This window comes from Hymenobacter aerophilus DSM 13606 (assembly GCF_000382225.1).
Taxonomy (GTDB): Bacteria; Bacteroidota; Bacteroidia; order Cytophagales; family Hymenobacteraceae; genus Hymenobacter; species Hymenobacter aerophilus.
In genome coordinates this window covers 135,433-160,122 of record NZ_KB907806.1, presented here as the reverse complement: position 1 = coordinate 160,122, position 24,690 = coordinate 135,433, and the positions used below count along the sequence as shown (strand labels likewise).

Genomic DNA, 24,690 nt, shown 5'->3' with positions numbered 1-24,690 from the left:
AGCTTTTATAACACGAGCCGCAGCACGACTGTAGCGCGAAGCTCCAGCTTCGCGTTTCCTTGAACGACACCGTAACAAAGTCAGCAGCGATGCACGAAACCGGAGATTCGCGCTAAAGTTGTGCTACAGCTACTTCTTCTCCAGCACCAGCACCACCTTGTTGAAGTTAGCCGCCGCATTCACCACTTCGCGGAAAGCCTGGAAATCGGCTTTGGGCCAGTAAATCTGGCGGTAGTACTCGCCGATGGTAACCGTGACCTGCTGGCCCTGCTGCACGTAGCCGGATTTGAACAGGAACTCGGGGCCGGCGGCGGTGGGGCCGGCCTGCACGTCCATGTTCAAATCGGCGAGGTTGCGCACCTGGTAACCGGCGGGCAGCGTGAAGGTAATGGTGCGGTTGTAGCGGCGGTTGAACTCGTTTTCCACGTCGTACTGGCGCTCCTCACTCTGGTACAGCTCCGACTGCGGCCCGAGCAGCGTCCCGATTTTGAACAGGTATTTGGGTCCGGCCCGGTCAAGCAGCGCCACCGACTCCAGCGTAGCATCCACGATAAACGGCTTCTCCAGCGGGTTCAGGCCACTTTCGCCGTTCGTCACGCTTATCTTCTGGAACACGCCATCGGGCACGTTGCTCTTGACGATGCTTTCGAGCACCTCCTGCCGCTTATCGTCGGGCACGAAGGCCAGGAAGGGCTGGATGGGCTGCGCCGAATAGCCGCCCAGCGTCTGGCGAATAGTAACCGTGCTCTTGTCGAGGTTGGGCGCAAACTGCACGTCGATGGTTAGGTCGTTCGGGCTCTGGTCGGCGGTGGTCGTCGGGATGTCGCCGATGGTGCCCACGGCGGTTTCGGTGGCGCCCAGCTGCACGCGGCGCACAAACAGGCCTTTATTGGCCGTCCACTCGGCCGGAATCAGGGGCAGGCGGTAGTCGGCGCGGCCGGGAGCCAGCCACTGCCTGGTGGCGGGCAGGAAGAAAACCGGGTGGTCGATGTAGTTCCAGGTGTCAAAGGCCTCGTCGAAGGGCGTGTCGGTGCGGTCGGAGGTCATCACCAGTTCATTGGCGATGTTGAGCCGGCTCATCAGGGCCGCAAACAGCCGGGCCGAGCCCATTTCGGAGGCGGCGCGAGCGACTAGTACGTCGGTCAGCTTGTCGGGGCCGCCTTCGGTTCCCAGCTGGAAGTTGGCTTTTAGGTAGTTTTCCAGGGCCGGCAGCGGCTGGTTGGCGGGCAGTTTCGCCTGTTTTAGCAGCTTGTCCACGGCCTTCAGCTCATCCTTGTTCCACTGATAAATCTGCTCGTAGAGGTAGCGGCTGGCATCGGCCCACGTAAAGGCCCGCTGCCGGCCCTGGCTGGCATTGTAGGCCAGCTTGTACTCCAGGCGCTGGCGCCGGGCCGCCACGTTGGCAAAGCCCTCCTCGCGCAACGCCGGCACATCGCGCAACGACAGGCCAATGATGCGCTTGCCGTCCTGCACGGTGTCGGGCAGCAGGCCGCCGGGGTAGCGGTACATTTCGTAGGTCAGGTTCTCGGGTGTGATGAGCTCGATGCGCATTTCGCGCACCGGCACCTCGCTTTGCAGGTTAATGCGGCCGAAATACTGCGCCGGCCGCTCGCGGGTGAACAGGTACTCGATTTCGCTGCCCTTCTCCACGCCTTCCACCGCAAACACCTTGTAGCCGCGGCCGCCGTCCTCGTCCTTGAGCTCCTTCATGTTGCTCTCGGCCACATCCACAATCACGCCCCGGGGGCTGATGGTGCGGGCCTTGAGCTGCACGATGCGGCCGTTTTCCTGCACCGGCAGGTAAATTTTGTTGAACCGCTCAATGCCGTCGGAAGAGTTCACGCGCACAATCCGGTGGTCGACGGAGTACAGCCGCATTTCCTGCCGGCCATCGAGGGCCAGTTCCTCGCTGCGGAAGTCGCGCAGCATCACGGCGGGCTGCTGGGCTTCGGTGGCGGTAAGCGTGGCGGGTTTGCGCCGGGCCTGCCAATCGTAGCGGGCGTGGGTAAGGGTGGCAGGCAGGGCCTGGGCGCGCAGCAGCGCGGGCAACAGCACCAGCAGCAGCGCCAGCAGGCGGCTCGCGGGGGTAGTAATAGTCTTCACGGAGAGATAAGAGGAACTGATGCGCAAGGATTGCAAACCAGCCATCAGGCCTTTTTGCGCTTGAGGATGATGGCGTCGCGGTAGGCGGCGTTGAGCTGGTCGACCACGGTATTCCACTGGTTGAATTGGGCGGGTTCGAGCAGCAGGTAATCCACGTAGATTTCCTTCTGCTGAATGATTTTGTTGCCCTGCCGCGAGTAGCGAATGCTAAAGCCCAGCATATCGGCGCGGCCCTCGGCGTTGGGCGGCAGGTAGCTTACCTCGTAGCCCTCGGGCACCTCGAACTCGGTGCGGAACAGGTTGGTCTGGTGGAAGTCGTTCACGCGGGCCAGGGTGCGCTTGGCGGGGTCGAGGCGGTCGGCGCTGTAGCGCTGGTCGAGGTTGAGGTTGACGTACACCTCATCGTCGAGCCGCTGCACGTAATCCTGCAGGCGGTAGTCGTAGTCCACGGTCAGGGCCTGGTCGCGGGCGTCGAGGTGGTGCACGGCGTACTGGTCGACGAAGAACTTGTTGTTGCCGCGCTCCAGCAGGCCTTTCACCACCTTGGCTTCTTCGGCGGGGTTGAGCCCGTCGAGGGCGTAGCTCTGGTTTACTTTGGCGTAGCCACTCAGCGCCAGCTGGCCGCGGCCGCGCAGCCCGGCCGTGCCATCGAGCACCACCACCGAGCTATCGACGGTGCGGCTGCGCTGGCGGGCCATCACGGGCACGGGCACCACCCGGCTGTGCTCCCCATCGAGGGCCAGCAGCGCATCCTTGCCCTGAATCATGGACGAGGGCATGCCGTAGGGCGTGTATTTGCTGGTGGCGTCGAGGAACACGTACTGGCCGGGGTGGGGCTCGTAGGTGGTTATCATGTGGTTATCGACGCCGGGCGTGGCCAGCTCGGCGTAGCGGTAGGGCAGGTCGCGGGTGCCAATCCAGGTGCGGTACGATTTCACGCCGGCCAGCCGCAGCATCTCGTGGAGCAGGTTGGCCATGTCCTTGCAGTCGCCGTAGCGGTTGGCGTACACCCGGCCGGCATCGTGCGGAATAAAGCCGCGCAGGCCGTTTTCGAACGCAATGTAGCGCACGTGGTCCTGCACCCAGTAGTAGATGCGGGCCACCTTTTCGGGCTCGGTGCGGGCGCCGGCCGTGAGCGAGTCCACTACTTGCCGCAGGGCCGGGCTTTCCTGCTTGTCGAGGTTTTTCACGAAGCCCGCGTACAGATTGTACAGCTCGGGCACGCCACCCAGCAGCCGGCGCGGCTGCCCGTTCACCTGCGCTTCCTCCACGAAATACACCAGATGGGGCAGGTAGTAGAGCATTTCGGGCCCGTCGGCTTCGCTTGGGGCCGCCGGCAGGTTGTCGGCCACCCAGCGGTGGATGACGTTGGCGCCCTTTTCCTGACGGGTGTAGGTGACTTTGCCCGCCGGAATGTTGAATTGCTTGCTGTTGAGGCGCACCGTGCGCGGCGCCGTGATTACCAGCTCGGCGTGCAGCATGGGTACGTGGCTGGCAAACAGGAAGGGCAGCAGAAAGCGGGCGTCGGAGTGGCGCACGGTGTAGTCGAGCACGGTGCGCACGCCGGGGGCCACGGCCGGGTAGCCGAATTTCACCACCCGCGTATCATCGAAAAAGATGCCCGGCCGGATGTCGAACTTATCCTTGAACTCGCTCACCTTGATGGCCTTGTAACCGTTGCCGGCGGGCAGCAGCGTGCGGGCCTCGATGCGCTGGAGGCGGTTGAAGTGGGAGCTGGACACCTGGTCGGGCGCGTACGGGGCCGACTGCGGCCCCAGGTGCAGCATGTCGTAGGAGTGGCGGGCCAGCACCTGCACCGAGTCGCCCTTCACCTCCACCGTCAGCTCCTGGCGGTAGTCGAGGTATACGGCCTTTTCGGTGGGGAACTGCTGCCGGAGCCGGGCAAACTGTGCCCCCGCGTTCTGGGCCAGAGCCGGTACGTTCAGCACCAGCAACCACAGCGCCCAGCAAGCGAAAGCCGAACGACGAATTTTAGCGGCTTCCATAGAGGTGGGCATTCCAGTAGTGGTCGGTGCGCAGGGCTTTGCCCTGGGCGTCGTAGTACACGGTAGGGCCGGCCTTTTCGCCGCAACGGAAGGTTTCCTCGCGCTCCAGGGTGCCATCGGGCCGGAAGTAGCGGGCGCGGCCGTGCAGCTCGCTGAAGCGGTAGGGTTCTTCTTCCTGCACTTTGCCGTTGGGATAGTAGGTAACGATGGTACCGTGCAGCTGGCCGTCGGCGTTGTTTTCGAGGCGGCGGTACACCTGGCCCGAGCTGTAGTAGTAGGTGCGCGGGCCGGTCAGCTGGCCTTTCTGGTAGGTTTCGGTGGCGGCGGGCTTGCCGTTGGCGAACCTGGTGCCGATGGCCGCGGCCGCGGGCTGCAGGGCGCTGCCGGCGGGCGCATTGGCGCCGCGGAAGCCGAGCAATTCGCCGTTTTCGTACACCTTCTCCAGCAGCAGCTCGCCGCTCATGTTGTACACGCGCAGCGAGCCGTTGAGCTCGTTGCCGGCGTACTGGGCCACGCGCTCGGGCTGGCCGTTCTCGAAGAACGCCTGCAGCTCTCCCTCAAGCACGCCGGCCCGGTAGCTGGTCCTGACGTTTACTTTGCCCGACGGATAATAGCGGATCCACTCGCCATCAGGCTGGCCGCTGCGGTACTGGCCCTGCTCAATCAGCTGGCCCGTGAGGGGGTGGTAGCGCCGGAATGCGCCCTCGCGCTTGCCCTGGTAGTAGGTGGTGCTGATTTCGGTTTTGCCGTTGGGCAGCAGCCACTTTTCGTCGCCCTGGTACTCGTAGCACTGCCAGCCGCTGGCAATGCGGGGCTGGCCGCCGGGGTAGCGCAGCGTCAGGGCCTTGGTGTCGGGCTCGATGCTGAGGCGGTCGATTACCCGGCCAGTCGAGTCGAACGACACCACGCTGCGGAGCCGGTCGTACTGCAGCCAGCGTTCCTGCGTGAGCTGGCCGCCGGGCGTGTAGTAGCGCGTGTAGCCCTGCAGGTCCTCCCCATCCAGGTTGTATTCCTGGCTGAGCTGGCCCGTGGGATAGTACTCCAGCCAGGTACCGCGCTGCTCCCCGCCCTGGTAGAAGCCGGTGCGCTGGAGCTGGCCGTGGTCGAAAAACAGCTCGTAAAGTCCCTCCAGCGCGCCGCCCTGGTAGTTGGTGCGCTGCTGCAGCCGGCCGGTGCTGGTGTACAGCTCCTCGGCGCCCTCCTGCCGGCCCTGCTGGTAGCGGCGCACTATGCTCAGGCTGCCGTCGCGCCGGAACCAGCGCCACTCGCCGTTTCGCTGGCCATCGAGGTAGGCGCCGGTTACCGACACTTTACCATTGGGGTGCAGCCCCTTAAAGCTGGTCGAGCCCTTGGCGGCCACTTTGGTCTGGCTCAGTTGCTTGCCGGCCGTATCGAAGTACGCCACCCGGGCCACCCGGCCCTGCACATAATCGGTTTCCGCAGCGAGGCGGCCCTGAGCATCGTAATCTTTGTAAGTACCCTGCAGCTCGCCGGTGGCGGGGTCGAAGGTCTGGTCTTCACTGATTTTGCCGGAAGCATAAAACGTCTGCCAGGGGCCCACCTGCCGGCCTTTGTCGTAGCGGCCTGTGCTGGCCGGCTGGCCGTTGGCATGGAAATCCTGGTAGTCGCCGTGCAGCTCGCCCTGCTCGTAGCCGCCCTTGCGCTCCAGCTTCCCGGTGGTGTAAAACACCTCAAACGGCCCCTGCCGCTGGCCGGCCACGTAGTTGAATTTGGTTTCTACCGTGCCATCGGGGTAGTAGTTTATCGAGGTGCCTTCGAGCTTATCGGAGCGGTAGCCGGAGCGGCGCTGCAGCTTGCCATCGGGGTAGTAGTACAGCGCTTCGCCGTTGATGTCGCCGTTTTCGTAGGGGTCGACTTCGCGCAGCGCGCCGCAGTAGTGGTACAGGTTGGCCTTGCCCACAATGGTGCCGGCCTTATAGGTGCCCTCCACCATGCGCGCCCCGTTGTTGAAATACTCCAGGTAGCGGCCGTCGAGCTTGCCGTCGGCGTTGTAGTTGAGCTCCTTCTGCAGGCGACTGTTGGCGTAGTACTCGCGCCAGGGCCCCACCATGTTGTTGGCCGCGTAGTTGCCTTCCTCCGTGATGCAGCCCGCGCCGTCCACCGTCTGCCAGGGGCCGCGGCGGTTGGTTAACGTGCCGTTCTGGTTGTCGGCCTCCCCCACAGCTATCAGGTCGCCATCCGAAAACCAGCCCGGCCGGTAGGTGCCGGCGGGCTGGCCGGCCACCTGCTGCCGGTCGCGCAGGCTCAGCAGGGCCAAAGCCACATCCTTGCTCATGCGCTCAATTTTCTTCTTATTGGAATCCACCCACTTGGCGGCCCGCTTGTCGTCGGCCGAGTACAGAATGAGGTAGGTGAAGGCCGTCAGGTTGTCGTCGCGGCGCAGGGCCTGCACCAGCGGCCCGTAGGCGCGCAGCCAGAGGTCGGTTTCGGCCGGGCCGGCGGCCGGAAATTTCTCCACCAGCAGCTGAGCCTGCTTCACAATGTTGGCGTCGAACTTCACCTTCGAGGTGTATTCCTTGCGCATAGCCACGCGCGAATTCAGCAGCAAATCCAGCTCCTGAAATGCCTGGTTGGGCACGAACGGCTTTTCGCGGTCCTTTTCCGGCACTTCCATCGCGCCGGCCGCAATACTCTCGGCCAGCGACAACACTGCGTTGCTGTTTTCCTGGTCGGGGGCCAGGGCCAGCTGCGTCAGCAGGCTGATGAGGGCGCGGGCGGTCTGGCCCTGCTCCAGCGCCAGCCAGGCCAGCTGGTAGTGGGTGGGCCCGTGCAGCGGGTTCAGCTCCAGGCTGCGCTGCCAGTTCAGCAGCGCCTCGGGCCGCCGCTTCAGCAGGTCGTAGCTTACTCCCTGGTTGAAATACAGCGGCTGGCTGTAAGGGAAGCGCCGCAGCCCGTCGGCGTAAGCCTGAAAAGTGGCGGCTTCGTTTTTGAGGTTTTCCTCGGCATCGGCCAGCACCAGATACGGCTGGGCACTGTGCTGGCGCAGCTCGATGGCCCGGCGGCTGGTGGCGGCGGCCTCGGCAAACTGCTTGTTGCGCAGGTAAGCCAGCGACAAATCGCCCAGCATACTCACGTAGGCCGAGTCGGAGGAAGGCAGCCGCAGATATTCGCGGATGGCACCGGCAAAATCGCCCTGATCAAAGAGCGGGTTCGCCGCCTCCACAACACTGGCAAAAGTTGGCAGAGTGCTAACGGGGCGCGCCGCGCTGGTGGTGGGGGTTGCCTGCTGGGCCAGGGCCATACCGGCGCTGCCGGTCCAGAGCCCCAGACACAGGCCGTACGTAGAAATGCGCATCAAGTACACTATATAGAACACCTCACGAACGCCGCCGCCCTCGCGGCGCGCTCTTGATAGTTCCACAAGTATACCGGATTCAGCCGGCTTGTAAAAGGCAAACGCCCACCCGTAATCCTATTTATTTCAAGTCTCACGCAAGCCGCCCGCCAGCGGGCGCTGCCGGCCGGTTAGCGGACCTGAGCCGGCCTTTATTTATTGAAGCTCACGTTGCCGTAGCGCACCCGCACGTTCACGTTGCCGGAATTGCGGGCCGAAGCGGTACCGAATGTGCCCTGCGTATCGCTGGAAGTGGGGCTGTTTTCTTCCGAGGCCACTTTCACCAGACGTTTATCCACCAGCAACTGGCCGTGCTCGGTGGTTACGTCGAAGCCGAAGGCGGCCTCGTCAGGGAAGTTGAGCAGGATGGTGCTGTAGCCGCCATCGACGGTAATCTGCCGGAAGTTGGGGCCGGTGTTGCGCACCTCGAAGCTGGGGCTGTACTGCACCTTCATATCCAGCGCGCTGTTGAGCTTATCCACGCTGAAGCGGGCGTAGCCCGAGCTGCCGCGCAGGTTCTGCACCGTGCCCAGGGCCACGTCGCCGTACTTGCTGTGCACGGTCAGGTCGCGCACCAGCACAATATCAATATCCGAATAGTTGCTGTTCAACTCCACGCTGCCGCCCTCGGTGAGGCGCACTTTGGCGTAGGAGGCCTCGATGCTGGCCCGGCGGGCGTAGGGCACGGCGGCGCGGGCATTGGTCAGCCGCAGGCTGTTGCGCGGGCCTTCGAGGCGGGCCGTGCGCAGGTGTCCGTACTCCACGGCCAGTTCGGTGGCCCCAGTCAGGTCGCCGGTCAGGCTGATTTCGCCGAAGGCATTGTGCAGCGCCAGCGGGTTGTTGGCCGGCACCCACACGGTGTAGTTCACTTCGTAGAGCTTCACCTGGCTGCGGCACTCGCGGGGCAGCTCGCCAAAGCGCGACCGGGCCGAGATACCGCCCGTAGCCGGGTCGCGGCCCACCAGCTGCACGGCAATCATGGCCTGCAGCTCCTCGGCCTTGGCGTCGGTTTCGGCCCTCGTGATGATGGTAACGTCGGTGCGGATTTCGGGGCGGCTCCACACGTTTACCTGCACCTTGCCGTAGCGCGTGTCGAGGGTGTAGAGCGTGGTGGGGCTGGTGGGGAAGGTACGGCTGAGCTTGCGCACCTTTTCCACGGCCGGCGCGGCGGCCCCATCGTTCTGGGCCGGCCCTTGCTCGGGGGTGCCCGGCGTGGGGTCCTGGTCGGCCGGCGCGGTCTGGGCCCCGCTCATGCGGGGCGCCGCCGGCCCCCACTGCCCGGGCAGCGGCGCGGCCGCCGGCTCGCAGAAATGCGCGTCGGCGGGGCCGGCCGGGGCCAGCACCTGGGCCCGGGTGGTGCCCAGGGCCAGGCTCAGCAGAGCCACCAACGCCAGCCGGAATTGGCTGGCGTGGGCGCTATTTATCCGAAACCGAAGCATGCGTTAGGGTAAGCGGCGGCTGTCGGCCACCATGTAGGGTTGGGTGTGGTACTCGCGGATCTGCTCGCGGGTGCGCAGCTGCTGGCCCAGCAAGTCGAGCCGGATTTGCATGTTACGATTCATGGCCTCCAGCACCATTTCGGGCTCAGGGTTCTGGTAAAGCTCGGTTTTGAGCTGCTGATACGCAGCGTCGAGCGAGGCCAGCTCCTGCTGCCAGTCGGCCTGCGGCGCATCCAGCCCCGTTTCCTCATCTACCTGGTACAGCTCCTGCTGACGCTCGGTTAGCTGCGAGGCATAGTACGTTTCGAGGCGCTGCACGGCGCTGGCCAGCCGCTGCTCGGGGCCCATCGAAGCCGCCGAGGCCAGCTCGGGCACCGTGTACGGCGGCAGCTCAGGCGTTGCCGGGGGTAGCGCGGCGGTATCGGCCGAGCGCGTCCAGGGGCCGGACTGAGGCTGTTGCTGCCAGGCCCAGGTGCCCAGCAGCAGCAACGCCGCCACGGCGGCGGCAATGCCGTAGGGCCGGGCCGAGCGCACGGCAGCAGCGGTAGTTTCGGGGGCAGTTCCGGCTACCGGGCCGGCGGCCGGAGTTGCCGATGGGAACAGGGGCAGCACCCGGGCGGGCGCCGTTTCGGGGTGCGGGTCGGGGGCGGCAGAGGCCGCGTCCAAGTCCTGGGCAATGGCTTCCCACAGGTCCGGGCGCGGCTCAAACGCGTCGAAATCGGCGCGATGGTGGTCCACGAAGGTTTCCAGTCCGGGGTGAATGCTTTTCATGACAAAGGTGGTAACGGGGCTGCGCGGCGGGTCGGGCGGGGGGTGGGCCAGCGCCGCGCGGCTAGTTGGATGGGCTAAAGGAGAACGGTGGGAAAATGCTTAGGTGAGGGATACAACAGGCAAATGGCAGCCGCGGAATAAGCGTTCAACTCTTTCGGTTTGCTGCGCGCCGGCTACAGTCCGTGCTGGCGGGCCAGTTCGAGCAGCTTCTTACGGGCGCGGCTGTATTGAGATTTGGAAGTGGATTCGCTGATGTTGAGAATGCCGGCAATTTCGGCGTGGTCGTAGCCTTCGAGCAGATACAGCGTGAGTACCACGCGGTAGCCGTCGGGCAGTTCCTGCACGCAGCGGCGCACCACATCGGCCCGCCAGCTGGTTATTTCCGGGTCGGGGCCTTGGTCGGGGGCCTCGGCGGCGCCGTCGTGCTGCTCGCCCAGCGGCACCAGGCTCAGGCGCCGGTTGCGCAGGCAGTTGATGCTTTTGTTGATGACGATGCGCTTAAGCCAGGAGCCGAACGAGGAGTCACCCTTGTAGCTGTGCAGCTCGCGGAAGGCGCTCAGAAACGCTTCCTGCAACACATCCTCGGCCTCGGCATAGTCGCCGGTGATGCGCAGCGAGGCGTTGAACATGGCCTTGGAGTAGCGCTTGTAGATTTCGGCCTGGGCGCGCCGGTCGCCTAAGCGGCACCGCTCGACCAGCGGCGCGGTGATGTCGGTGTAAGCAAAAGCCTCCATAGGATGTGGCAGTAGCGGGACGGATAAAGGGGGAACGGTAAATATCCCACTTTCCGGGCAAACCGGCCCCGGGCCGGCGGGTAAGCAGCACAAAGACCACCGCCCCGGCCGGTAGTTGCACCCCGCAGCTAAGACACCCGCTAAGTGCAGTTTGTTCAGCATCCTGACGGATGGGCCGTCAGATTTTCCGAATATAGGACTTACGCAAAAGGGGGCCGTAGGCTTGTAGCGCGAAGCTTCCGCTTCGCGTAACGTTGAACATAATCACCTAGCAGTCAGCAAGGATACGCGAAGCGGAAGCTTCGCGCTACAATCGTTCTGCGTAAGTCCTAGAATAAATACAACGCCAAACGGCCCGCCCGGTAAAACCGAGCGGGCCGTTTATGCAATCTCAAAACGCAACAGTTACACGTCGAACTTGATGCCCTGGGCTAGCGGCAGCGTGGTGCTGTAGTTGATGGTGTTGGTCTGGCGGCGCATATACACTTTCCAGGCGTCGGAGCCGGACTCGCGGCCGCCGCCGGTTTCCTTCTCGCCCCCGAAGGCACCGCCGATTTCGGCCCCGCTCGTGCCGATGTTCACGTTGGCAATACCGCAGTCGGAGCCCGCCTGGCTGAGGAAGGCCTCCGCTTCGCGCATATTCAGCGTGAAGATGCTCGACGACAGCCCCTGGCGCACGCCGTTCTGCAGGTCGATGGCGTTGGTCACGTCGCCGCTGTACTTGATCAGGTACAGAATGGGCGCGAAGGTTTCGTCCTGCACCGTGGCGTATTCGTTCTTCGCTTCCACGATGGCCGGTGTCACGTAGGTGCCGGTTTCGTAACCTTCGCCTTCAAGAATTTCGCCGCCGATAAGCAGCTTCCCGCCTTCGGCTTGCACCGCTTTCAGGGCCTTCTGGAAGCCGTCCACCGAATCCTTGTCAATCAGCGGGCCGACCAGGGTGCCTTCCTGCAGCGGGTGGCCGATGGGCAGCGAGGGGTAGATTTTGAGCAGGCGCGCCTTCACGTCGTCGTAAATCGAGTCGTGGATGATAAGGCGGCGCGTGCTGGTGCAACGCTGCCCGCAGGTGCCCACGGCCCCGAACACGATGCCCGGCATGGCAATGCTCAGGTCGGCGTGCTCGGTGAGGATGATGGCGTTGTTGCCGCCCAGTTCCAGCAACGACTTGCCTAGGCGGGCGCCCACGGCCTCCCCTACCTTCTTGCCCATGCGGGTGCTGCCGGTGGCCGACACCAGCGGCACGCGTCCATCAGCCGCCATTTTGGCCCCGATTTCCGCGTCGCCGATAATCAGGTTGAAGATGCCCTCGGGCAGCTCGTTCTCTTCGAGCACGCTCTTGATGATGTGCTGCACGGCTACGCCGGTGAGCGGGGTTTTCTCGGAAGGCTTCCAGATGCAGGTGTCGCCGCAGACGGCGGCCAGCATGGCGTTCCAGCTCCACACGGCCACCGGAAAGTTGAAGGCCGAGATGATGCCCACCACGCCCAGCGGGTGGTACTGCTCGTACATGCGGTGGGCGGGGCGCTCCGAGTGCATGGTCAGGCCGTGCAGCTGGCGCGAGAGGCCCACGGCGAAGTCGCAGATGTCAATCATTTCCTGCACCTCGCCAAGGCCTTCCTGCAGGATTTTGCCCATCTCGTAGCTCACCAGCTTACCCAGGTCGTCCTTGTGGTCGCGGAGCTTGTTGCCAATCTGGCGCACGATTTCGCCGCGCTTGGGCGCCGGCACCAGCCGCCAGGTTTTAAAGGCCTCCTGGGCCTTAGTTACTACGTGCTCGTAGTCGGCAGCCATGGCCATGGCCACGGTGCCGATTACCTTACCGTCGGCGGGCGAGTGGATGGTGCGCGTGTTCTGGCCGTCGGTTTTGCCCCACTCCAGGCCGGTGCTCCAGGCGGCGTTGTGGTCCTGTACGCCCAGGTCGCGCAGCACCCGCCGGATGCCGTGGTGGTCGTGGTCCTGAACGTCGGTGCCGGTGGCAACAGCTTCTTCGAGTGCTTGCTTCATGGGGTGCGGAATATGAATGAGGTGGGATTACCAGAGAACGAGGCAGCCGCGGCGGCCTCTTACAAAGCTAACAAAAGCTTTCGTGGTGAGTTTTTGGCGCTCGGCATCAGGGCCAAGCCAGCACAAAAAACCCTGCCGCAGCAGCCGCCACGGCAGGGTTTTGTAATTTTAAAGCTACAATCCGTGTCTCAGGTTTCACTCGGAATCCAAACGAATTACTGGCCTTGTCCGATAGGATAGTAGGCCTTGCGGCCGTCAGGGTACACGCCTTCTACCAGCGCACCGTCGGTTTCCTTAGCGGCTTCGAGCAGGCGCTGCACGTCCTGGGGTTTTTCCACGCGGTTTTTATCGATGCGCGTGATGATGAAGCCATCGGCAATGCCGGTTTCGCGGAAATTGGATTCGCGGATGCCGCTGATTTTGGCTCCGCCTTCAATGCCGAGCTTGCCCTGCTCCTGGCGCGTTACCGGGCTCAGGCTAGCACCCTCGTACTTGATGGTGGTGGCAGCCACTTCTCGAATTACATCGGTGGTGCCGGTGGCATTGCGTAGGGTGGCTGTGGCCGTGCGGTCGTTGCCGTCGCGCAGGTAGCTCACCTTGATTTTGTCGCCGGGGCGGAAACGGGCCACCTGCTCCTGCAGCTGCGAAGCGGTGTTCACTTTCGCGCCGTTAATGGACGTAATAATATCACCTTCGCGAATACCTGCTTCAGCGGCAGATTTGCCTATGGTGGTAGCCACCACGTACACGCCGTTCAGGGTTTTAAGCTTCTTTTCGGCCGCCAGCGAGGCGTCGAGTTCCCGGATCTGCACACCCAGCAGAGCGCGCTGCACCACTTTGTACTTCAGCAGGTCGTCAATCACCTTGCTCACAATGGAGCTCGGCACGGCAAACGAGTAGCCCACGAACGAGCCGGTTTGCGAGGCAATGGCCGAGTTGATGCCAATCAGGTCGCCGTTGAGGTTGACCAGCGCGCCGCCCGAGTTGCCGGGGTTCACCACGGCATCCGTCTGCAAAAACGACTCGATGCCCATGCCGTCTTCGCGACGCAGGATGTTGATGTTGCGGCCTTTAGCCGAGATGATACCGGCCGTTACGGTCGAGTTCAGGTTGAAGGGGTTGCCCACGGCCAGCACCCACTCGCCCACTTTCACATCGTCGGAGTTGCCGTAGCGGATGAAGGGCAGGTTGTCGGCCTTCACCTTGAGCAGGGCCAGGTCGGTGTTGGGGTCTTTGCCCACCAGCTCGGCCTCGAACTTGCGCTTATCGTCCATCACCACCTCAATTTTGCTGGCTTTGTCGATGACGTGGTTGTTGGTGACGATGTAGCCGTTGGCGGCAATGATAACGCCCGAACCCGAGCCCTGCTGCGGGCCCTGCTGACGGCCCCGGCCACGGTACTGGTCGAAATCGTCGCCGAAAAACTGGCGCAGGAAGGGGTCCATGCGCATGGCGGCGTCGTTCTGGCCGGTCTGGGGCGAGTATTCGGTCATCACGTGCACCACGGCCGGCGTCACGGTGGCGGCGGCGGCCGTGAAGTTCAGGCCGTCGGGGATGGAGTAGGTGCTGCTTTTCAGGGCGCTGGTGTAGCGCACGTTGGGGTCGGCGGCCAGGGCCTGGGGCGAGTTGTCGCGCTCGGGCTCCAGCATTTTATAGCCGCCCACGGCCACGCCTCCGCCCAGAATGGCGGAGCCCAGCAGGCCGAGCATCAGTTGTTTTGCTTGCATGGGTATTGAAACTTGAAGGTAAATAGCGAGAGTTGAATTTACGATGAAAAGGCGAACCGGTCAATAAACAACCGTGCGGTCGGGCTTTTCGGTGCTTATCTAACGCCAGATGCCCGGCGAATGGTGTCCGGTTGCACGGGCGTTCAGGGTTTAAAACAGCCCGTTGGTAGATTGTTTTAAGCGAGCGGCACGCGCTGAGCGAGTTAGCCGGCGGCGGCCAACAAAAAAAGGGCGCTCAACCGGAGCGCCCTTTTTCAGGTAGCGGTTAGCGAACCTCGATTTGCAGCTTGCTCACCTTCTTGCTGTCGAAGGGCAGCAGCAGGTGCAGAATACCGTTGGTCAGCTCGGCGCTGATGGCCGTGACGTCGATGGTATCGGGCAGGCGGAAGGTGCGCGAGAACGTGCCGTAGCCCGACTCGACGCGGCGGAATTTCGGGGCTTCCTCGGTGGTTTCCGGAGCCTTCCGCTCGCCGCTCACGGTGAGGCGGCCTTCCTGAAAGTCAATTTTCACGTCTTCCTTGGCCACGCCGGGCAGCACGAGCTGCAGCTGGAATCCTTCGGGACCCTCCAGCACGTCGGCGGCGGGGTTGAACGATTCGGTGGGCTGGATCTGGGCCGGCAGCGTGTCGCGCAGCATCTCGCTGAGCGCCGAGTTGAAGGAAGGACGAGCCGGGCGGTTGTTATAAAGCAGCGTTGCCATAATGGTACAGAAAGTAAGGTTGAGATTGAAAAGCCGGTTTATCACCCGGCGACACCTCTACTTTATAAAATCTGTACCAATCGAAATTCAATGCCACATTGACATTATCATGAGCAAAACGTCAACTTCACCGAAGCCAATCGGCCTTATCGAGCTTCAAACCGCATTCAGCCAGTGTCAATATGACACCATACTGCGTTAGTGTTGCGTGGGAAGCGGCTGGCGGTCGGCGGTGAGGGCGCTCTGACCCAGCGTCACGCGCAGGTCGAGGCCCACGGTGGGCGTCAGCAGGTTGACTTTGCCGCCCGAAACCGGGTTGCCGTTCTTGTCGAACTGCTGCAGGGCATTGAGGTACTGGGTTTGTGAGGCCACCCAGGGCGTAAAGTCGAACCGGGGAGAAAGGCGCACGCCCACTTCGCCCCGCAGGTTGCCGAAATCCACAAACCGCTCCTTGGCCTGGTTTTCATCGCGCTGGAAACGCAGGTAAGTCAGGGCCTCGTAGGCCACGCGGGGCCGCAGCTTCACGGTAGCGCCCACCGCAAACTCGCGGTCGAGGCCTAGGCGCAGGCGGGCGTGGGCGCGGCTCTTGCTGTCGAGCGTGTTGCCGGTGCGGGCGGCGTACTCCACGGCCAGGCGCTGGGAGAAGTTCAGCGGGCCTAACGGGGCACGGTGCCGCAGCAGTAGCCCGGGAATGATGTTGCCGGCCAATCCCAGGTACTCGCCGTTGCCATTACTTTCATTTCTTTCGGGCACCGCCCGCAGGGTAGCGCCCCAGCTCCAGCTCGGGTTCCAGAAGTGTTCGTAGCCCAGCCGCAGCTGCCCGTTGCTATAAGCGCCGCCGCCGTTCCTGGCCTGCCGCGCCCAGCTGACACCCAGCAGCAGATAGTCGTTGTCGCTGAGGGCCAGTTCGGCCTGCATCTCGGGCAACACCAGCCAGTTGCCGGTATAGCGGGTCTGGGCGGCGGCGGGTCGGGCGGCCAGTACCAGCAGCGAAGTAGCTGCAACAGCAGAAAACAGATGGATGCGCATACGTAAGGAACAGCTATACAAAGGCCCGAGGCCGATACTTCACTAGTGTTGAAAAAGCTGAAACACTTTCAGCCCAATGAAATCACAACCGGCTATTTCTCCGCCAGCTCACGCAGCGTCAGCCAGGCCATCAGACCGGGGCCCACTTCCAGCGCGTGCGGGTCAATGTCGAAGGCGGGCGTGTGGACCGAGGACGTGAGGCGGCCGCTGCCGTCGGCGGCGGCGGTGCCGAGGCGGTAGAAGCAGGCGCTGGCCGCCTGGCTGAAGTAGGCGAAATCCTCGGCGGCCATCCACTGGTCGAGCTCCACCACGTTCTCGGGGCCCAGGTACTCGATGGCGGCCTGCTCGGTGCGGGCCGTGAGGGCGGGCTCGTTTTCGAGGTAGGGGTAGCCGCGGCGGATTTCCAGTTCGCAGCTGGCGCCCATGCTTTCGGCCAGCCCTTCGCAGAGGCGGCGCAGGTGCTGGTGGGCCTCGTTGCGCCACTCCTCGTTCAGCGTCCGGAACGTGCCTTCGAGGTACACCTCGTTGGGAATAACGTTGGTGGCGCCCTGGGCCAGCACTTTGCCGAAGCTCAGCACCGAGGGCAGCTTGGGATTGGCGCGGCGGCTCACAATCTGTTGGGCTGCCACGATGATGTGGGCCGCTACCAGCACCGGGTCCACGTTCTGCTCGGGCATAGCGCCGTGGCCACCCTTGCCGCGCACGGTCAGGTACAGCTCGTCGGTACTGGCCATGTAGCGGCCGGCGCGCAGGCCCACCTTGCCGGCCGGCAGCATCGGAAACACGTGCTGGCCCAGCACGCTGGCCGGCGTCGGGTTTTCCAGCACGCCTTCCTGAATCATCAGCGAAGCGCCGCCGGGCAGCCGCTCCTCACCGGGCTGGAACATCAGCTTCACGCTGCCCTCGAACTCGTCTTTCAACTCTACCAGAATCCGGGCCGCACCCAGCAGCGAGGCCGTGTGCACGTCGTGGCCGCAGGCATGCATCACGCCGGGGTTCTGCGACTTGTAGGGCACCTCGTTCTGTTCCGTAATGGGCAGCGCGTCCATATCGGCCCGTAGCGCCACCGTGCGGCTAGTGGGGTTGCGCCCCTCAATAAGGGCCACCACGCCGGTGTTGGCAATGGTCTGGGTTTGCAGCCCCAGCTTCTGCAGCTGCTCCGTTACGAATGCCACCGTTTCGTGCTCCTCAAACGACAGCTCGGGGTGCATGTGCAGGTGCTGGCGCAATGCCACGGTGTCGGCCGCCGTTTCGGCCGCCAGCTGCTTTACGCGGGAGAGAAGGTCCATTTTTATTGAGCTATTAGCTTTTAGCTGCAAGCTACAAGCGGTAAGAACGTCATTCAGAGCGAAGCGAAGAATCTCGCTCGTGTGACGTTACAACGGTTGTCGTTCAACGGGCTCCAAGCGAGATTCTTCGCTTCGCTCTGAATGACGTTCTTACCGCTTGTAGCTTGCGGCTAAAAGCTTTTGTTAATATTCACCTGCATGGACTCCAGCTCGGCGCGGGGGGCCAGGGGGCGCAGGCGCAACAGGGCCTGGGCGGCTTCGAGGCGGGTGAGGTAGTCGCCGATTTGTAGGCGGAAAATGGGGTTCTTGTAGGTCAGGTAGTCGGTTTCCTCGGGGTAGCGGCTGATGATGGCCCGGCGCACGCTCATGGCCTTGTCCTTTTCCAGGCCCACGTAAGCCAGCACCCGGTAGCCCTGGGCGTATTTCACGTTGCGGTTGGTGAACGACAAATCGCGCAGGCGCTGCTCAATCTGAGCGTTTACCTGGTTGGTGGGCGGCACCGGCCGGGCACGGGGCGCGGGCACCGCGGCCGTGGCCTTCGGCGCCGGAAACACCGGCCGGAACTGGCTCAGGTCTTCGGCCGGCAGCTGCGTGCCGCGGCGGGTGGTGTCGGCCGAGGGGGCCGCCGGGCCGGAAGCAGCGCAGGCGCCCAACGACAGCAGGCCGGAGAGCAGCAGCACGTTACGAAGCAGCGGAAGAGGCGTGGTCGGAGTCATAAGCAGCGGTTGGGGAGGCAGCGGCGGGTTCGGCCAGCAAAGCTACGCCATCGGAGGCACCAATCCGGTCGGCGCCGGCGGCCACCAGGGCCAGGGCGGCCGCGCGGGTGCGGATGCCGCCGGAGGCTTTCAGGCGGATATGGGTGGGCAGCGAGGCGCGCATCAGCTCGATATCGGCCACCGAGGCGCCGCGGCTGGCAAAGCCGGTGCTGGTTTTCACGAAGTTGGCCCCGGCCTCGGCGCACAGCCGGCAGGCCGTCACAATTTCAGCCTCCGTGAGCAAAGCGGTTTCGATAATCACCTTCAGCAAGGCCCCGCGCAGCCGGCACAGCTCGGCCAGCTGCCCGATTTCGTCCTCCACTTCCTCGTGCCGCCCCGCTTTCAGCGCCCCGATGTTGAGTACCATATCCAGCTCGGTGGCCCCATCGTTCAGGGCCAGATGGCCCTCGAAGAACTTCACCTTGGCCAGCGAATAGCCCAGCGGAAACCCGATAACAGTGCACACGGCCACGCCCGAACCTTGCAGCGCCTCGGCGGCCTGGCGCACGTAGCAGGGCGGCACGCACACGGTGGCAAAGCCGTGGGTGGCCGCCTCGGCGCACAGCCGCGCAATCTGCTCGGGCGTGGTGTCAGGCTTCAGCAGCGTGTGGTCGATGTAGGGCGCGAGGTTCATAAGCAGATGTATATTAAGGGCTTGAATAATAGAGAAGGGGGCCGCTTGGCTATAATGGAGAGGCTGTCATCCTGACGAAGGAAGGACCTATACGGAAGCTAACATCAAATGATATTACCTTCTGTACAGGTCCTTCCTTCGTCAGGATGACTGGTGGTTGGTGAAGTCAACCGCCCATCCAAAACTCTTGCTTAGTCAATCAGCACGGCCCGGTCGTTCAGCAGGTCGTCTTCTACCTGCTTGAACTTCACGTCGCGCACGATGCGGCCGTCCATGTACTGCACGCTCACTTTTTCGTTGCGGTTGGCCACTTTCTGCGACTTTACGGGCTGCTGCTTTTCCAACACCTGGGGCATGGCGCCGTCCTGCTCCAGGTCCTCGGGGCCGGCGCCGAGCGAGACGGAGGAAGTTTCTTTCTCCATCGTGAGCTTGGGCTGGGGCGGGGCCACGGGCAGCTCGTCTTCGGTGAAGTACTCGTACTCCTCCTCGCCGCCCCGGCCGGCCTGCATGGGCACATCGGCGCGGAACAGGAACTGGATGGTGTCCTCGTTCACCTTGCCAATCATCTGTTTGAACAGCTCGAAGCTCTCGAACTTGTACACCAAAAGCGGGTCTTTCTGCTCGTACACCGCATTCTGCACTACCTGCTTGAGGTCGTCCATGGCGCGCAGGTGCTTGGTCCAGGCTTCGTCGATAACCGACAGCACGACTACCTTCTCCATCCCCCGAATCACCTCCTGGCCCTGAGTGGCCTGGGCGCGACGCAGGTTGGCTACCGCCTGCACCTGCTTGCGGCCGTCGGTGAACGGCACGGCAATATTTTCGTAGGGCGCATTCTGGCTCAGCAAATCGTTGATGAGCGGCATGGCGTTGGTGCCGATGAACTCGTTTTTGCTGTGGTAGTAGCCCAGGGCCTCGTCGTAGAGCTTCTGGGTGAGCTGGCCGGCGGTCATGCCCGTGAGCTGCTGGGCCGTCAGGTGGGTGTCGTAGCCGAAGATGCGGATGATGGCCAGCTTGAAGTCCTCGAAGTCGTTGCTGCCTTTGTGGCCCACCACGATGTCTTCGCAGACGTCGTAAATCATGTTCCAGATATCCAGCTCCAGCCGCTCGCCGTGCAGGGCGTTGCGGCGGCGCTTGTACACCACTTCGCGCTGGGCGTTCATCACGTCGTCGTACTCGAGCAGGCGCTTGCGGATGCCGAAGTTGTTTTCCTCTACTTTCTTCTGGGCGCGCTCAATCGAGCTGGTAATCATCGAGTGCTGAATCACTTCGCCTTCCTCCAGGCCCATGCGGTCCATAAGTTTGGCAATGCGGTCGGAGCCGAACAAACGCATCAGGTTGTCTTCCAGGCTCACGAAGAACTGGCTGGAACCCGGGTCGCCCTGGCGGCCGGCACGGCCCCGCAGCTGGCGGTCAACGCGGCGGCTTTCATGGCGCTCGGTGCCGATGATGGCCAAGCCGCCCGACTCTTTGCTGGTTTCGCGCAGCTTGATGTCGGTGCCGCGGCCGGCCATGTTGGTGGCGATGGTGACGGTGCCGGGGTAGCCCGCGCCAGCCACAATTTCGGCCTCACGCTGGTTCTGCTTGGCGTTAAGCACCTGATGCGGAATGCCTTTGAACTTGAGCATGCGGCTCACCAGCTCCGAAATTTCCACGCTTGTGGTACCCACCAGCACCGGGCGGCCGGCCTGCACCAGCTCCTGGATTTCGTCGGCCACGGCGTTGTACTTCTCGCGTACCGTTTTGTACACCTTGTCGTGCTCGTCCTTGCGGGCAATGCCGCGGTTGGTCGGAATCACCACCACGTCGAGCTTGTAGATTTCCCAGAATTCGCCGGCCTCGGTTTCGGCCGTACCCGTCATGCCGCCCAGCTTGTGGTACATGCGGAAGTAGTTCTGCAGCGTCACGGTGGCGTAGGTCTGGGTCAGCTCCTCAACGCGCACGTTTTCCTTGGCCTCCAGGGCCTGGTGCAGGCCGTCGGAGTAGCGGCGGCCTTCCATCACGCGGCCGGTCTGCTCGTCCACAATCTTCACTTTGCCGTCCTCGGTGAGGATGTACTGGTCGTCGCGCTCGAACAGCGTGTAAGCTTTCAGCAACTGGTTGATGGTGTGCACGCGCTCCGACTGCTGCTGGAACCGGTCCATCAGCGCCTCCTTGGCGTGCAGCTTCTCCTCGCTGCTCAGCGTGGCGTTCTTCTCGATGTCGGCCAGCTCCGAGCCAATGTCGGGCATGATGAACAGGCGCGGGTCTTCGCCCTCGCCGGTAATCAGGTCGAGGCCCTTTTCGGTCAGTTCAATCTGGTTGTTCTTCTCGTCGATGGTGAAATACAGCGGCGAATCGGCCTGCGGCATCTGGCGCGAGTTGTCCTGCAAATAGTGGTTTTCCACTTTTTGCAGCGCGGCGCGCATGCCGGTTTCGCTCAGGAACTTGATGAGCGGCTTGCTCTTGGGCAGGCCCCGGTAGGCCCGGAACAGCGCCAGGCCGCCCTCGCCTTCTTTGGGGCCAAAATCGCCCTCCTTGATGGCCTTGCGGGCCTCCACGAGGTAATTCTGCACCAGCTTTTTCTGGGCTTCCACCACCTTCTGAATCCGGGGCTTGAGTTGATGGAACTCGTGCACGTCGCCGCGCGGGATGGGGCCCGAGATGATGAGCGGGGTCCGGGCGTCGTCAATCAGCACCGAGTCCACTTCGTCAATCATGGCGTAGTGGTGCTTGCGCTGCACCAGCTCCTGCGGGTCGCGGGCCATGTTGTCGCGCAGGTAGTCGAAGCCGAACTCGTTGTTGGTGCCGTAGGTAATGTCGGCCAAATAGGCTTTGCGGCGGGCGTCGGTGTTGGGCTGGTGCTTGTCGATGCAGTCCACCGTGATACCGTGGAACTCGAACAGCGGTGCGTTCCACTCCGAGTCGCGCTTGGCCAGGTAGTCGTTCACCGTAACCAGGTGCACGCCGCGCTTGGCCAGCGCGTTCAGGAACGAAGGCAGCGTCGAAACCAACGTTTTGCCTTCGCCGGTGGCCATTTCCGAAATCTTGCCCTGGTGCAGCACCACGCCGCCAATCAGCTGCACATCGTAGTGCACCATGTCCCAGGTAACCTCGGCGCCGGCGGCCAGCCACTTGTTGCTCCAGATGGCTTTGTCGCCCTCAATCGTCACGTTGGGCTTGCGGCTGGCGTACTCGCGGTCGTAGTCGGTAGCCGTTACCACGAGCTGCTTGTTTTCGGCGTAGCGGCGGGCGGTTTCCTTGGTGATGGCGAACGACTGGGGCAGCACTTCCAGCAGCACCACTTCCAGCTCCTTGTTGCGCTGCTTTTCGAGGGCGTCAATCTGGTCGAACAGCTCCTCCTTTTGGATGGCGTCGAGGCCGTCGGCGTTTACGCGCTCGTGCAGGCCGGCCAGCTGGTCGTCGGTCGTTTTCAGGTGGGCGTTGATGCGGGCGCGGACCTCGTCGGTGCGGGCGCGGAGCTCGTCGTCGCTGATGGGTGCCAGTTTGGCATATTCGGCGTTGATGAGCGCCACGTACGGGACAATCTCCTTCAGGTCCTTGTCGGCTTTGGACCCGAATAATTTGGCGACGGTCTTCCCTAAAAAATCAAGCATGTTGCGGTTACCTTAATTGAAACGCCGGGGCGCAGGTCAAATTTACGGCGTTTTTCGGGAATCACCCCGGCTATTTGCAAGCCGCCGTGCCGCTCCGCCCCCCTGGCGCGACGAGGCCCGTCCATCAAAGATTGTGCGCATTCAGCCCGGGCCGCCGGCTTGTCAGGGCGAGGCCAGGAAAGTAGCCGGCAGCGCGCAGGCTCCGCTTGGCGCATCGCCGGCCAAAATCCGTTTGGCCGGCAGCGGCGGGGCCCGAAACCGAAGCTCCGGGCTATGCCCTCGCTCCCGGCCTTTGTTTATCTTTAGCACTGCACTATTGCCCGCGCGGGCAACCCGCCCCTACTCCTATGGGACCCAACCCGGCCCAACCAGACCAAGACGATCCGGCCGCTTTGCCGCTGGAACAGCTTTTCCGGCGCTACTACGCGCGGTTGGTGTACTTCTCGTTCCAGCTCACCGGCCACCGCGAGGCGGCCGAAGACATTGCCCAGGAGGCCTTTATTACCTACTGGAACCAGCGCGAACAGGTGGCGGCCGCGGGCGTGCAGGCCTACTTATATAGTACGGTGCGCAACGCCAGCCTCAACGCCGTGCGCCACCGCAAAGTGGTACAGCTGCACCAGAGCCAGACCCAGGCCGCCCCGCCCCCACCCGCCGCCGAGCCCGACGTGGTGCGCCAGCTCATCAAGGCCGAAGTGGTAGCTGAAATCTACGAGGCGCTGGAGACGCTGCCCGACGGCTGCCGAACCATTGTGCGCCTGGGCTACCTCGAAAACAAGAAAAACCACGAAATAGCCGCCGAGCTGGGCGTGTCCATCAACACCGTGAAAACCCAGAAGCAGCGCGGCCTGCAGCTGCTCCGCCTGCGCCTGCGCCCCGAAACCCTGCTGGCTCTGCTGCTACTGGCCCGGACGGCAGGGTAGCGCGACAGAACGCGATGGAACGATGTAGAGACGCATAGTTGCGTCTCATCACTGAACGGCAGCGCTTGCCGATGGCTCTTGGATACTGTTTGAGTTAGCAGAACAGGCTGTAGAGACGCGACCCCTCGCGTCTCGGCATTGAACGACGACGCCTGCATTGACAACATCAGCAACGTCAAGACGCGAGGGGTCGCGTCTCTACAGCATGTTCAGCATAGCATCCGAACGCGCTCCGCTACGCCCTGCCTGAAAAAAAGTTTGGCTTTTTTTCACCCCGCTTTCACCCGTTTTGCCGGCTCAGGTTTCTTAAGGAGGAATACCCCTCCTTCCCCATGAAACCAACCCAACAAGCCCTCGACGAAGCCCGGACGCTCGGCCGCTACCTGCGCGGCGAGCTGACGGCCGCCGAGGCCCAGGCCTTCGGGCAGTGGCTGGCCGCCGACCCGCGCAACGCCGCCCTGCTCGACTCGGTGCAGGATGCCGATGCCGTACGCGCCGAGCTGGCCTTTTTTGCCGCCCTCGACCCTGACGCCGCCTGGCAGCACGTGGCCCGCCAGACCGGCCAGCCCACCGTGCGCCCCCTGCTGCCCCTGCCCGCCGCCGACGAGGTTCCGGGAGAAGCCGACAACCCGTTCACGACCGACGAGGCCGCGCCCGCCTGGTGGCAGCGCACGGCCTGGCGCATAGCCGCTGCCGCCGCGCTGCTGCTGGGTTTGGGCACCGCGACCTACGAAATCACGCATCAGCCCGCGGCGCCCACAGTGGCAGTAGCCACGGCGCCGGCAGCGCCCGGCATCGGGGAGCCGGCCAGTGCCCGCGCCCAGCTCAAGCTGGCCGATGGGCAGGTGCTCAACCTGGACGAGTTGCGCAACGGCCGCGTCTGGACCGGCGACGGAATCCGGGTGTCGCAGCGGGGCGGCGTGGTGCATTACGAGTCGGTGGGCACCCCTTCGGACGGTGCGGCCGTGGCCTACCACACGCTGGCGGCCCCGCGCGGCGGCCGCTACCAGCTGGTGCTGCCCGACGGCAGCCGGGTGTGGCTGAACGCGGCCTCGTCGCTGCGCTTCCCCACGGCTTTCGTGGGCAACCAGCGCCGGGTGGAGCTGACGGGGCAGGCCTATTTTGAGGTGGCGCCCAACAAGCGGCAGCCGTTTCGGGTGCAGGCCGGCGGCACTACGGTGCAGGTGCTGGGCACGCACTTCGACGTGATGGCCTACCCCGACGAGCCGGGCGTGCGCACCACCCTGCTCGAAGGCTCGGTGAACATTGAGCGGCACGGGCGCACGGCGCGGCTGCAGCCGGGCCAGCAGGCCACCTGCGCGCTGGGCAGCACCGGCATCGTCGTCGGCCCGGCCGATATCGAGGCGGCCGTGGCCTGGAAGCAGGACTTGTTCGCCTTCCGGGGCCACTCGCTGCCCGAGGTGATGCGCCAGCTCGGCCGCTGGTACAACGTGGACGTGCAGTACGCCCAGCAGCTGCCCGAAAGCCACTACAGCGGCCTGATTTCGCGCCGCAGCACCCTGCCCAAGGTGCTGGAGATGCTGACGCTGACCGGCGACGTGCGCTTCGAGCAAAGCGGCCGCACGGTGCGTGTCGAACCAAAAAAATAAAAGGTGGGCAACTGT

Annotated in this window: 16 protein-coding genes; 2 read left to right on the top strand and 14 right to left on the bottom strand. The window is 63.6% G+C overall.

The window, feature by feature from the left end:
• Positions 1-129: 129 nt before the first annotated feature.
• The 14 genes from H145_RS0107355 to secA form a co-directional block, all read right to left on the bottom strand.
• Positions 130-2,103: a DUF3857 domain-containing protein gene (locus H145_RS0107355; protein ID WP_019947500.1), complete on the bottom strand. Its 1,974-nt coding sequence runs from the start codon at positions 2,101-2,103 to the stop codon at positions 130-132.
• Positions 2,104-2,147: 44 nt separating this feature from the next.
• Positions 2,148-4,109, bottom strand: coding sequence for a DUF3857 domain-containing protein (locus H145_RS0107350; RefSeq protein WP_019947499.1), 1,962 nt, complete (start codon positions 4,107-4,109; stop codon positions 2,148-2,150).
• Positions 4,096-7,425, bottom strand: a complete 3,330-nt coding sequence (locus H145_RS0107345) for a toxin-antitoxin system YwqK family antitoxin (protein ID WP_157541328.1) — start codon at positions 7,423-7,425, stop codon at positions 4,096-4,098. The genes H145_RS0107350 and H145_RS0107345 overlap by 14 nt, the downstream gene beginning before the upstream one ends.
• A gap of 191 nt (positions 7,426-7,616) precedes the next feature.
• Complete coding sequence (locus H145_RS0107340; RefSeq protein WP_157541326.1) at positions 7,617-8,903, bottom strand: DUF4097 family beta strand repeat-containing protein; 1,287 nt, start codon at positions 8,901-8,903, stop codon at positions 7,617-7,619.
• A gap of 3 nt (positions 8,904-8,906) precedes the next feature.
• Positions 8,907-9,674 carry a hypothetical protein gene (locus H145_RS0107335; RefSeq protein WP_019947496.1) on the bottom strand — a complete coding sequence of 256 codons (768 nt, stop codon included), beginning with the start codon at positions 9,672-9,674 and terminating at the stop codon, positions 8,907-8,909.
• 173 nt (positions 9,675-9,847) lie between these two features.
• Positions 9,848-10,408: an RNA polymerase sigma factor gene (locus tag H145_RS0107330; protein ID WP_019947495.1), complete on the bottom strand. Its 561-nt coding sequence runs from the start codon at positions 10,406-10,408 to the stop codon at positions 9,848-9,850.
• A 405-nt stretch (positions 10,409-10,813) separates the two neighbouring features.
• Positions 10,814-12,412, bottom strand: coding sequence for an L-piperidine-6-carboxylate dehydrogenase (gene amaB / locus H145_RS0107325; RefSeq protein ID WP_019947494.1), 1,599 nt, complete (start codon positions 12,410-12,412; stop codon positions 10,814-10,816).
• A 215-nt stretch (positions 12,413-12,627) separates the two neighbouring features.
• A complete protein-coding gene (locus H145_RS0107320) occupies positions 12,628-14,139 on the bottom strand; it encodes a Do family serine endopeptidase (RefSeq protein WP_026351324.1) in 1,512 nt (503 codons plus the stop codon).
• Between the two features lie 265 nt (positions 14,140-14,404).
• Positions 14,405-14,839, bottom strand: coding sequence for an Hsp20/alpha crystallin family protein (locus H145_RS0107315; protein WP_019947492.1), 435 nt, complete (start codon positions 14,837-14,839; stop codon positions 14,405-14,407).
• 198 nt (positions 14,840-15,037) lie between these two features.
• Positions 15,038-15,868 (bottom strand): hypothetical protein, encoded by an 831-nt coding sequence (locus H145_RS0107310; protein WP_019947491.1) that lies wholly within the window; start codon positions 15,866-15,868, stop codon positions 15,038-15,040.
• 92 nt (positions 15,869-15,960) lie between these two features.
• On the bottom strand, positions 15,961-17,157 hold the full coding sequence (locus H145_RS0107305; RefSeq protein WP_019947490.1) for a M20 metallopeptidase family protein: 1,197 nt from the start codon (positions 17,155-17,157) through the stop codon (positions 15,961-15,963).
• 170 nt (positions 17,158-17,327) lie between these two features.
• Positions 17,328-17,873: a sporulation protein gene (locus tag H145_RS20360; protein ID WP_157541324.1), complete on the bottom strand. Its 546-nt coding sequence runs from the start codon at positions 17,871-17,873 to the stop codon at positions 17,328-17,330.
• Positions 17,839-18,546 carry a deoxyribose-phosphate aldolase gene (gene deoC / locus H145_RS0107295; RefSeq protein WP_019947488.1) on the bottom strand — a complete coding sequence of 236 codons (708 nt, stop codon included), beginning with the start codon at positions 18,544-18,546 and terminating at the stop codon, positions 17,839-17,841. Before deoC ends, H145_RS20360 begins: the two co-directional genes overlap by 35 nt.
• A 191-nt stretch (positions 18,547-18,737) precedes the next feature.
• Positions 18,738-22,142, bottom strand: coding sequence for a preprotein translocase subunit SecA (gene secA, locus H145_RS0107290; RefSeq protein WP_019947487.1), 3,405 nt, complete (start codon positions 22,140-22,142; stop codon positions 18,738-18,740).
• Positions 22,143-22,489: 347 nt separating this feature from the next.
• Here secA and H145_RS0107285 point away from each other — a divergent pair, with 347 nt between their 5' ends.
• Complete coding sequence (locus H145_RS0107285; protein WP_019947486.1) at positions 22,490-23,065, top strand: RNA polymerase sigma-70 factor; 576 nt, start codon at positions 22,490-22,492, stop codon at positions 23,063-23,065.
• 332 nt (positions 23,066-23,397) lie between these two features.
• A complete protein-coding gene (locus H145_RS20355) occupies positions 23,398-24,675 on the top strand; it encodes a FecR family protein (protein ID WP_019947485.1) in 1,278 nt (425 codons plus the stop codon).
• Positions 24,676-24,690: the final 15 nt, after the last annotated feature.

What these genes read in the sequence shown, in the direction of transcription:
- H145_RS0107320 (WP_026351324.1), bottom strand. Translation starts at nt 14,139, where the DNA reads ATGCAAGCAAAACAACTGATGCTCGGCCTGCTGGGCTCCGCCATTCTG.
- H145_RS0107330 (WP_019947495.1), bottom strand. Translation starts at nt 10,408, where the DNA reads ATGGAGGCTTTTGCTTACACCGACATCACCGCGCCGCTGGTCGAGCGG.
- H145_RS20360 (WP_157541324.1), bottom strand. Translation starts at nt 17,873, where the DNA reads ATGACTCCGACCACGCCTCTTCCGCTGCTTCGTAACGTGCTGCTGCTC.
- H145_RS20355 (WP_019947485.1), top strand. Translation starts at nt 23,398, where the DNA reads ATGAAACCAACCCAACAAGCCCTCGACGAAGCCCGGACGCTCGGCCGC.
- H145_RS0107345 (WP_157541328.1), bottom strand. Translation starts at nt 7,425, where the DNA reads ATGCGCATTTCTACGTACGGCCTGTGTCTGGGGCTCTGGACCGGCAGC.
- H145_RS0107285 (WP_019947486.1), top strand. Translation starts at nt 22,490, where the DNA reads ATGGGACCCAACCCGGCCCAACCAGACCAAGACGATCCGGCCGCTTTG.
- secA (WP_019947487.1), bottom strand. Translation starts at nt 22,142, where the DNA reads ATGCTTGATTTTTTAGGGAAGACCGTCGCCAAATTATTCGGGTCCAAA.
- H145_RS0107305 (WP_019947490.1), bottom strand. Translation starts at nt 17,157, where the DNA reads ATGGACCTTCTCTCCCGCGTAAAGCAGCTGGCGGCCGAAACGGCGGCC.
- H145_RS0107310 (WP_019947491.1), bottom strand. Translation starts at nt 15,868, where the DNA reads ATGCGCATCCATCTGTTTTCTGCTGTTGCAGCTACTTCGCTGCTGGTA.
- H145_RS0107315 (WP_019947492.1), bottom strand. Translation starts at nt 14,839, where the DNA reads ATGGCAACGCTGCTTTATAACAACCGCCCGGCTCGTCCTTCCTTCAAC.
- H145_RS0107335 (WP_019947496.1), bottom strand. Translation starts at nt 9,674, where the DNA reads ATGAAAAGCATTCACCCCGGACTGGAAACCTTCGTGGACCACCATCGC.
- deoC (WP_019947488.1), bottom strand. Translation starts at nt 18,546, where the DNA reads ATGAACCTCGCGCCCTACATCGACCACACGCTGCTGAAGCCTGACACC.
- amaB (WP_019947494.1), bottom strand. Translation starts at nt 12,412, where the DNA reads ATGAAGCAAGCACTCGAAGAAGCTGTTGCCACCGGCACCGACGTTCAG.
- H145_RS0107340 (WP_157541326.1), bottom strand. Translation starts at nt 8,903, where the DNA reads ATGCTTCGGTTTCGGATAAATAGCGCCCACGCCAGCCAATTCCGGCTG.
- H145_RS0107350 (WP_019947499.1), bottom strand. Translation starts at nt 4,109, where the DNA reads ATGGAAGCCGCTAAAATTCGTCGTTCGGCTTTCGCTTGCTGGGCGCTG.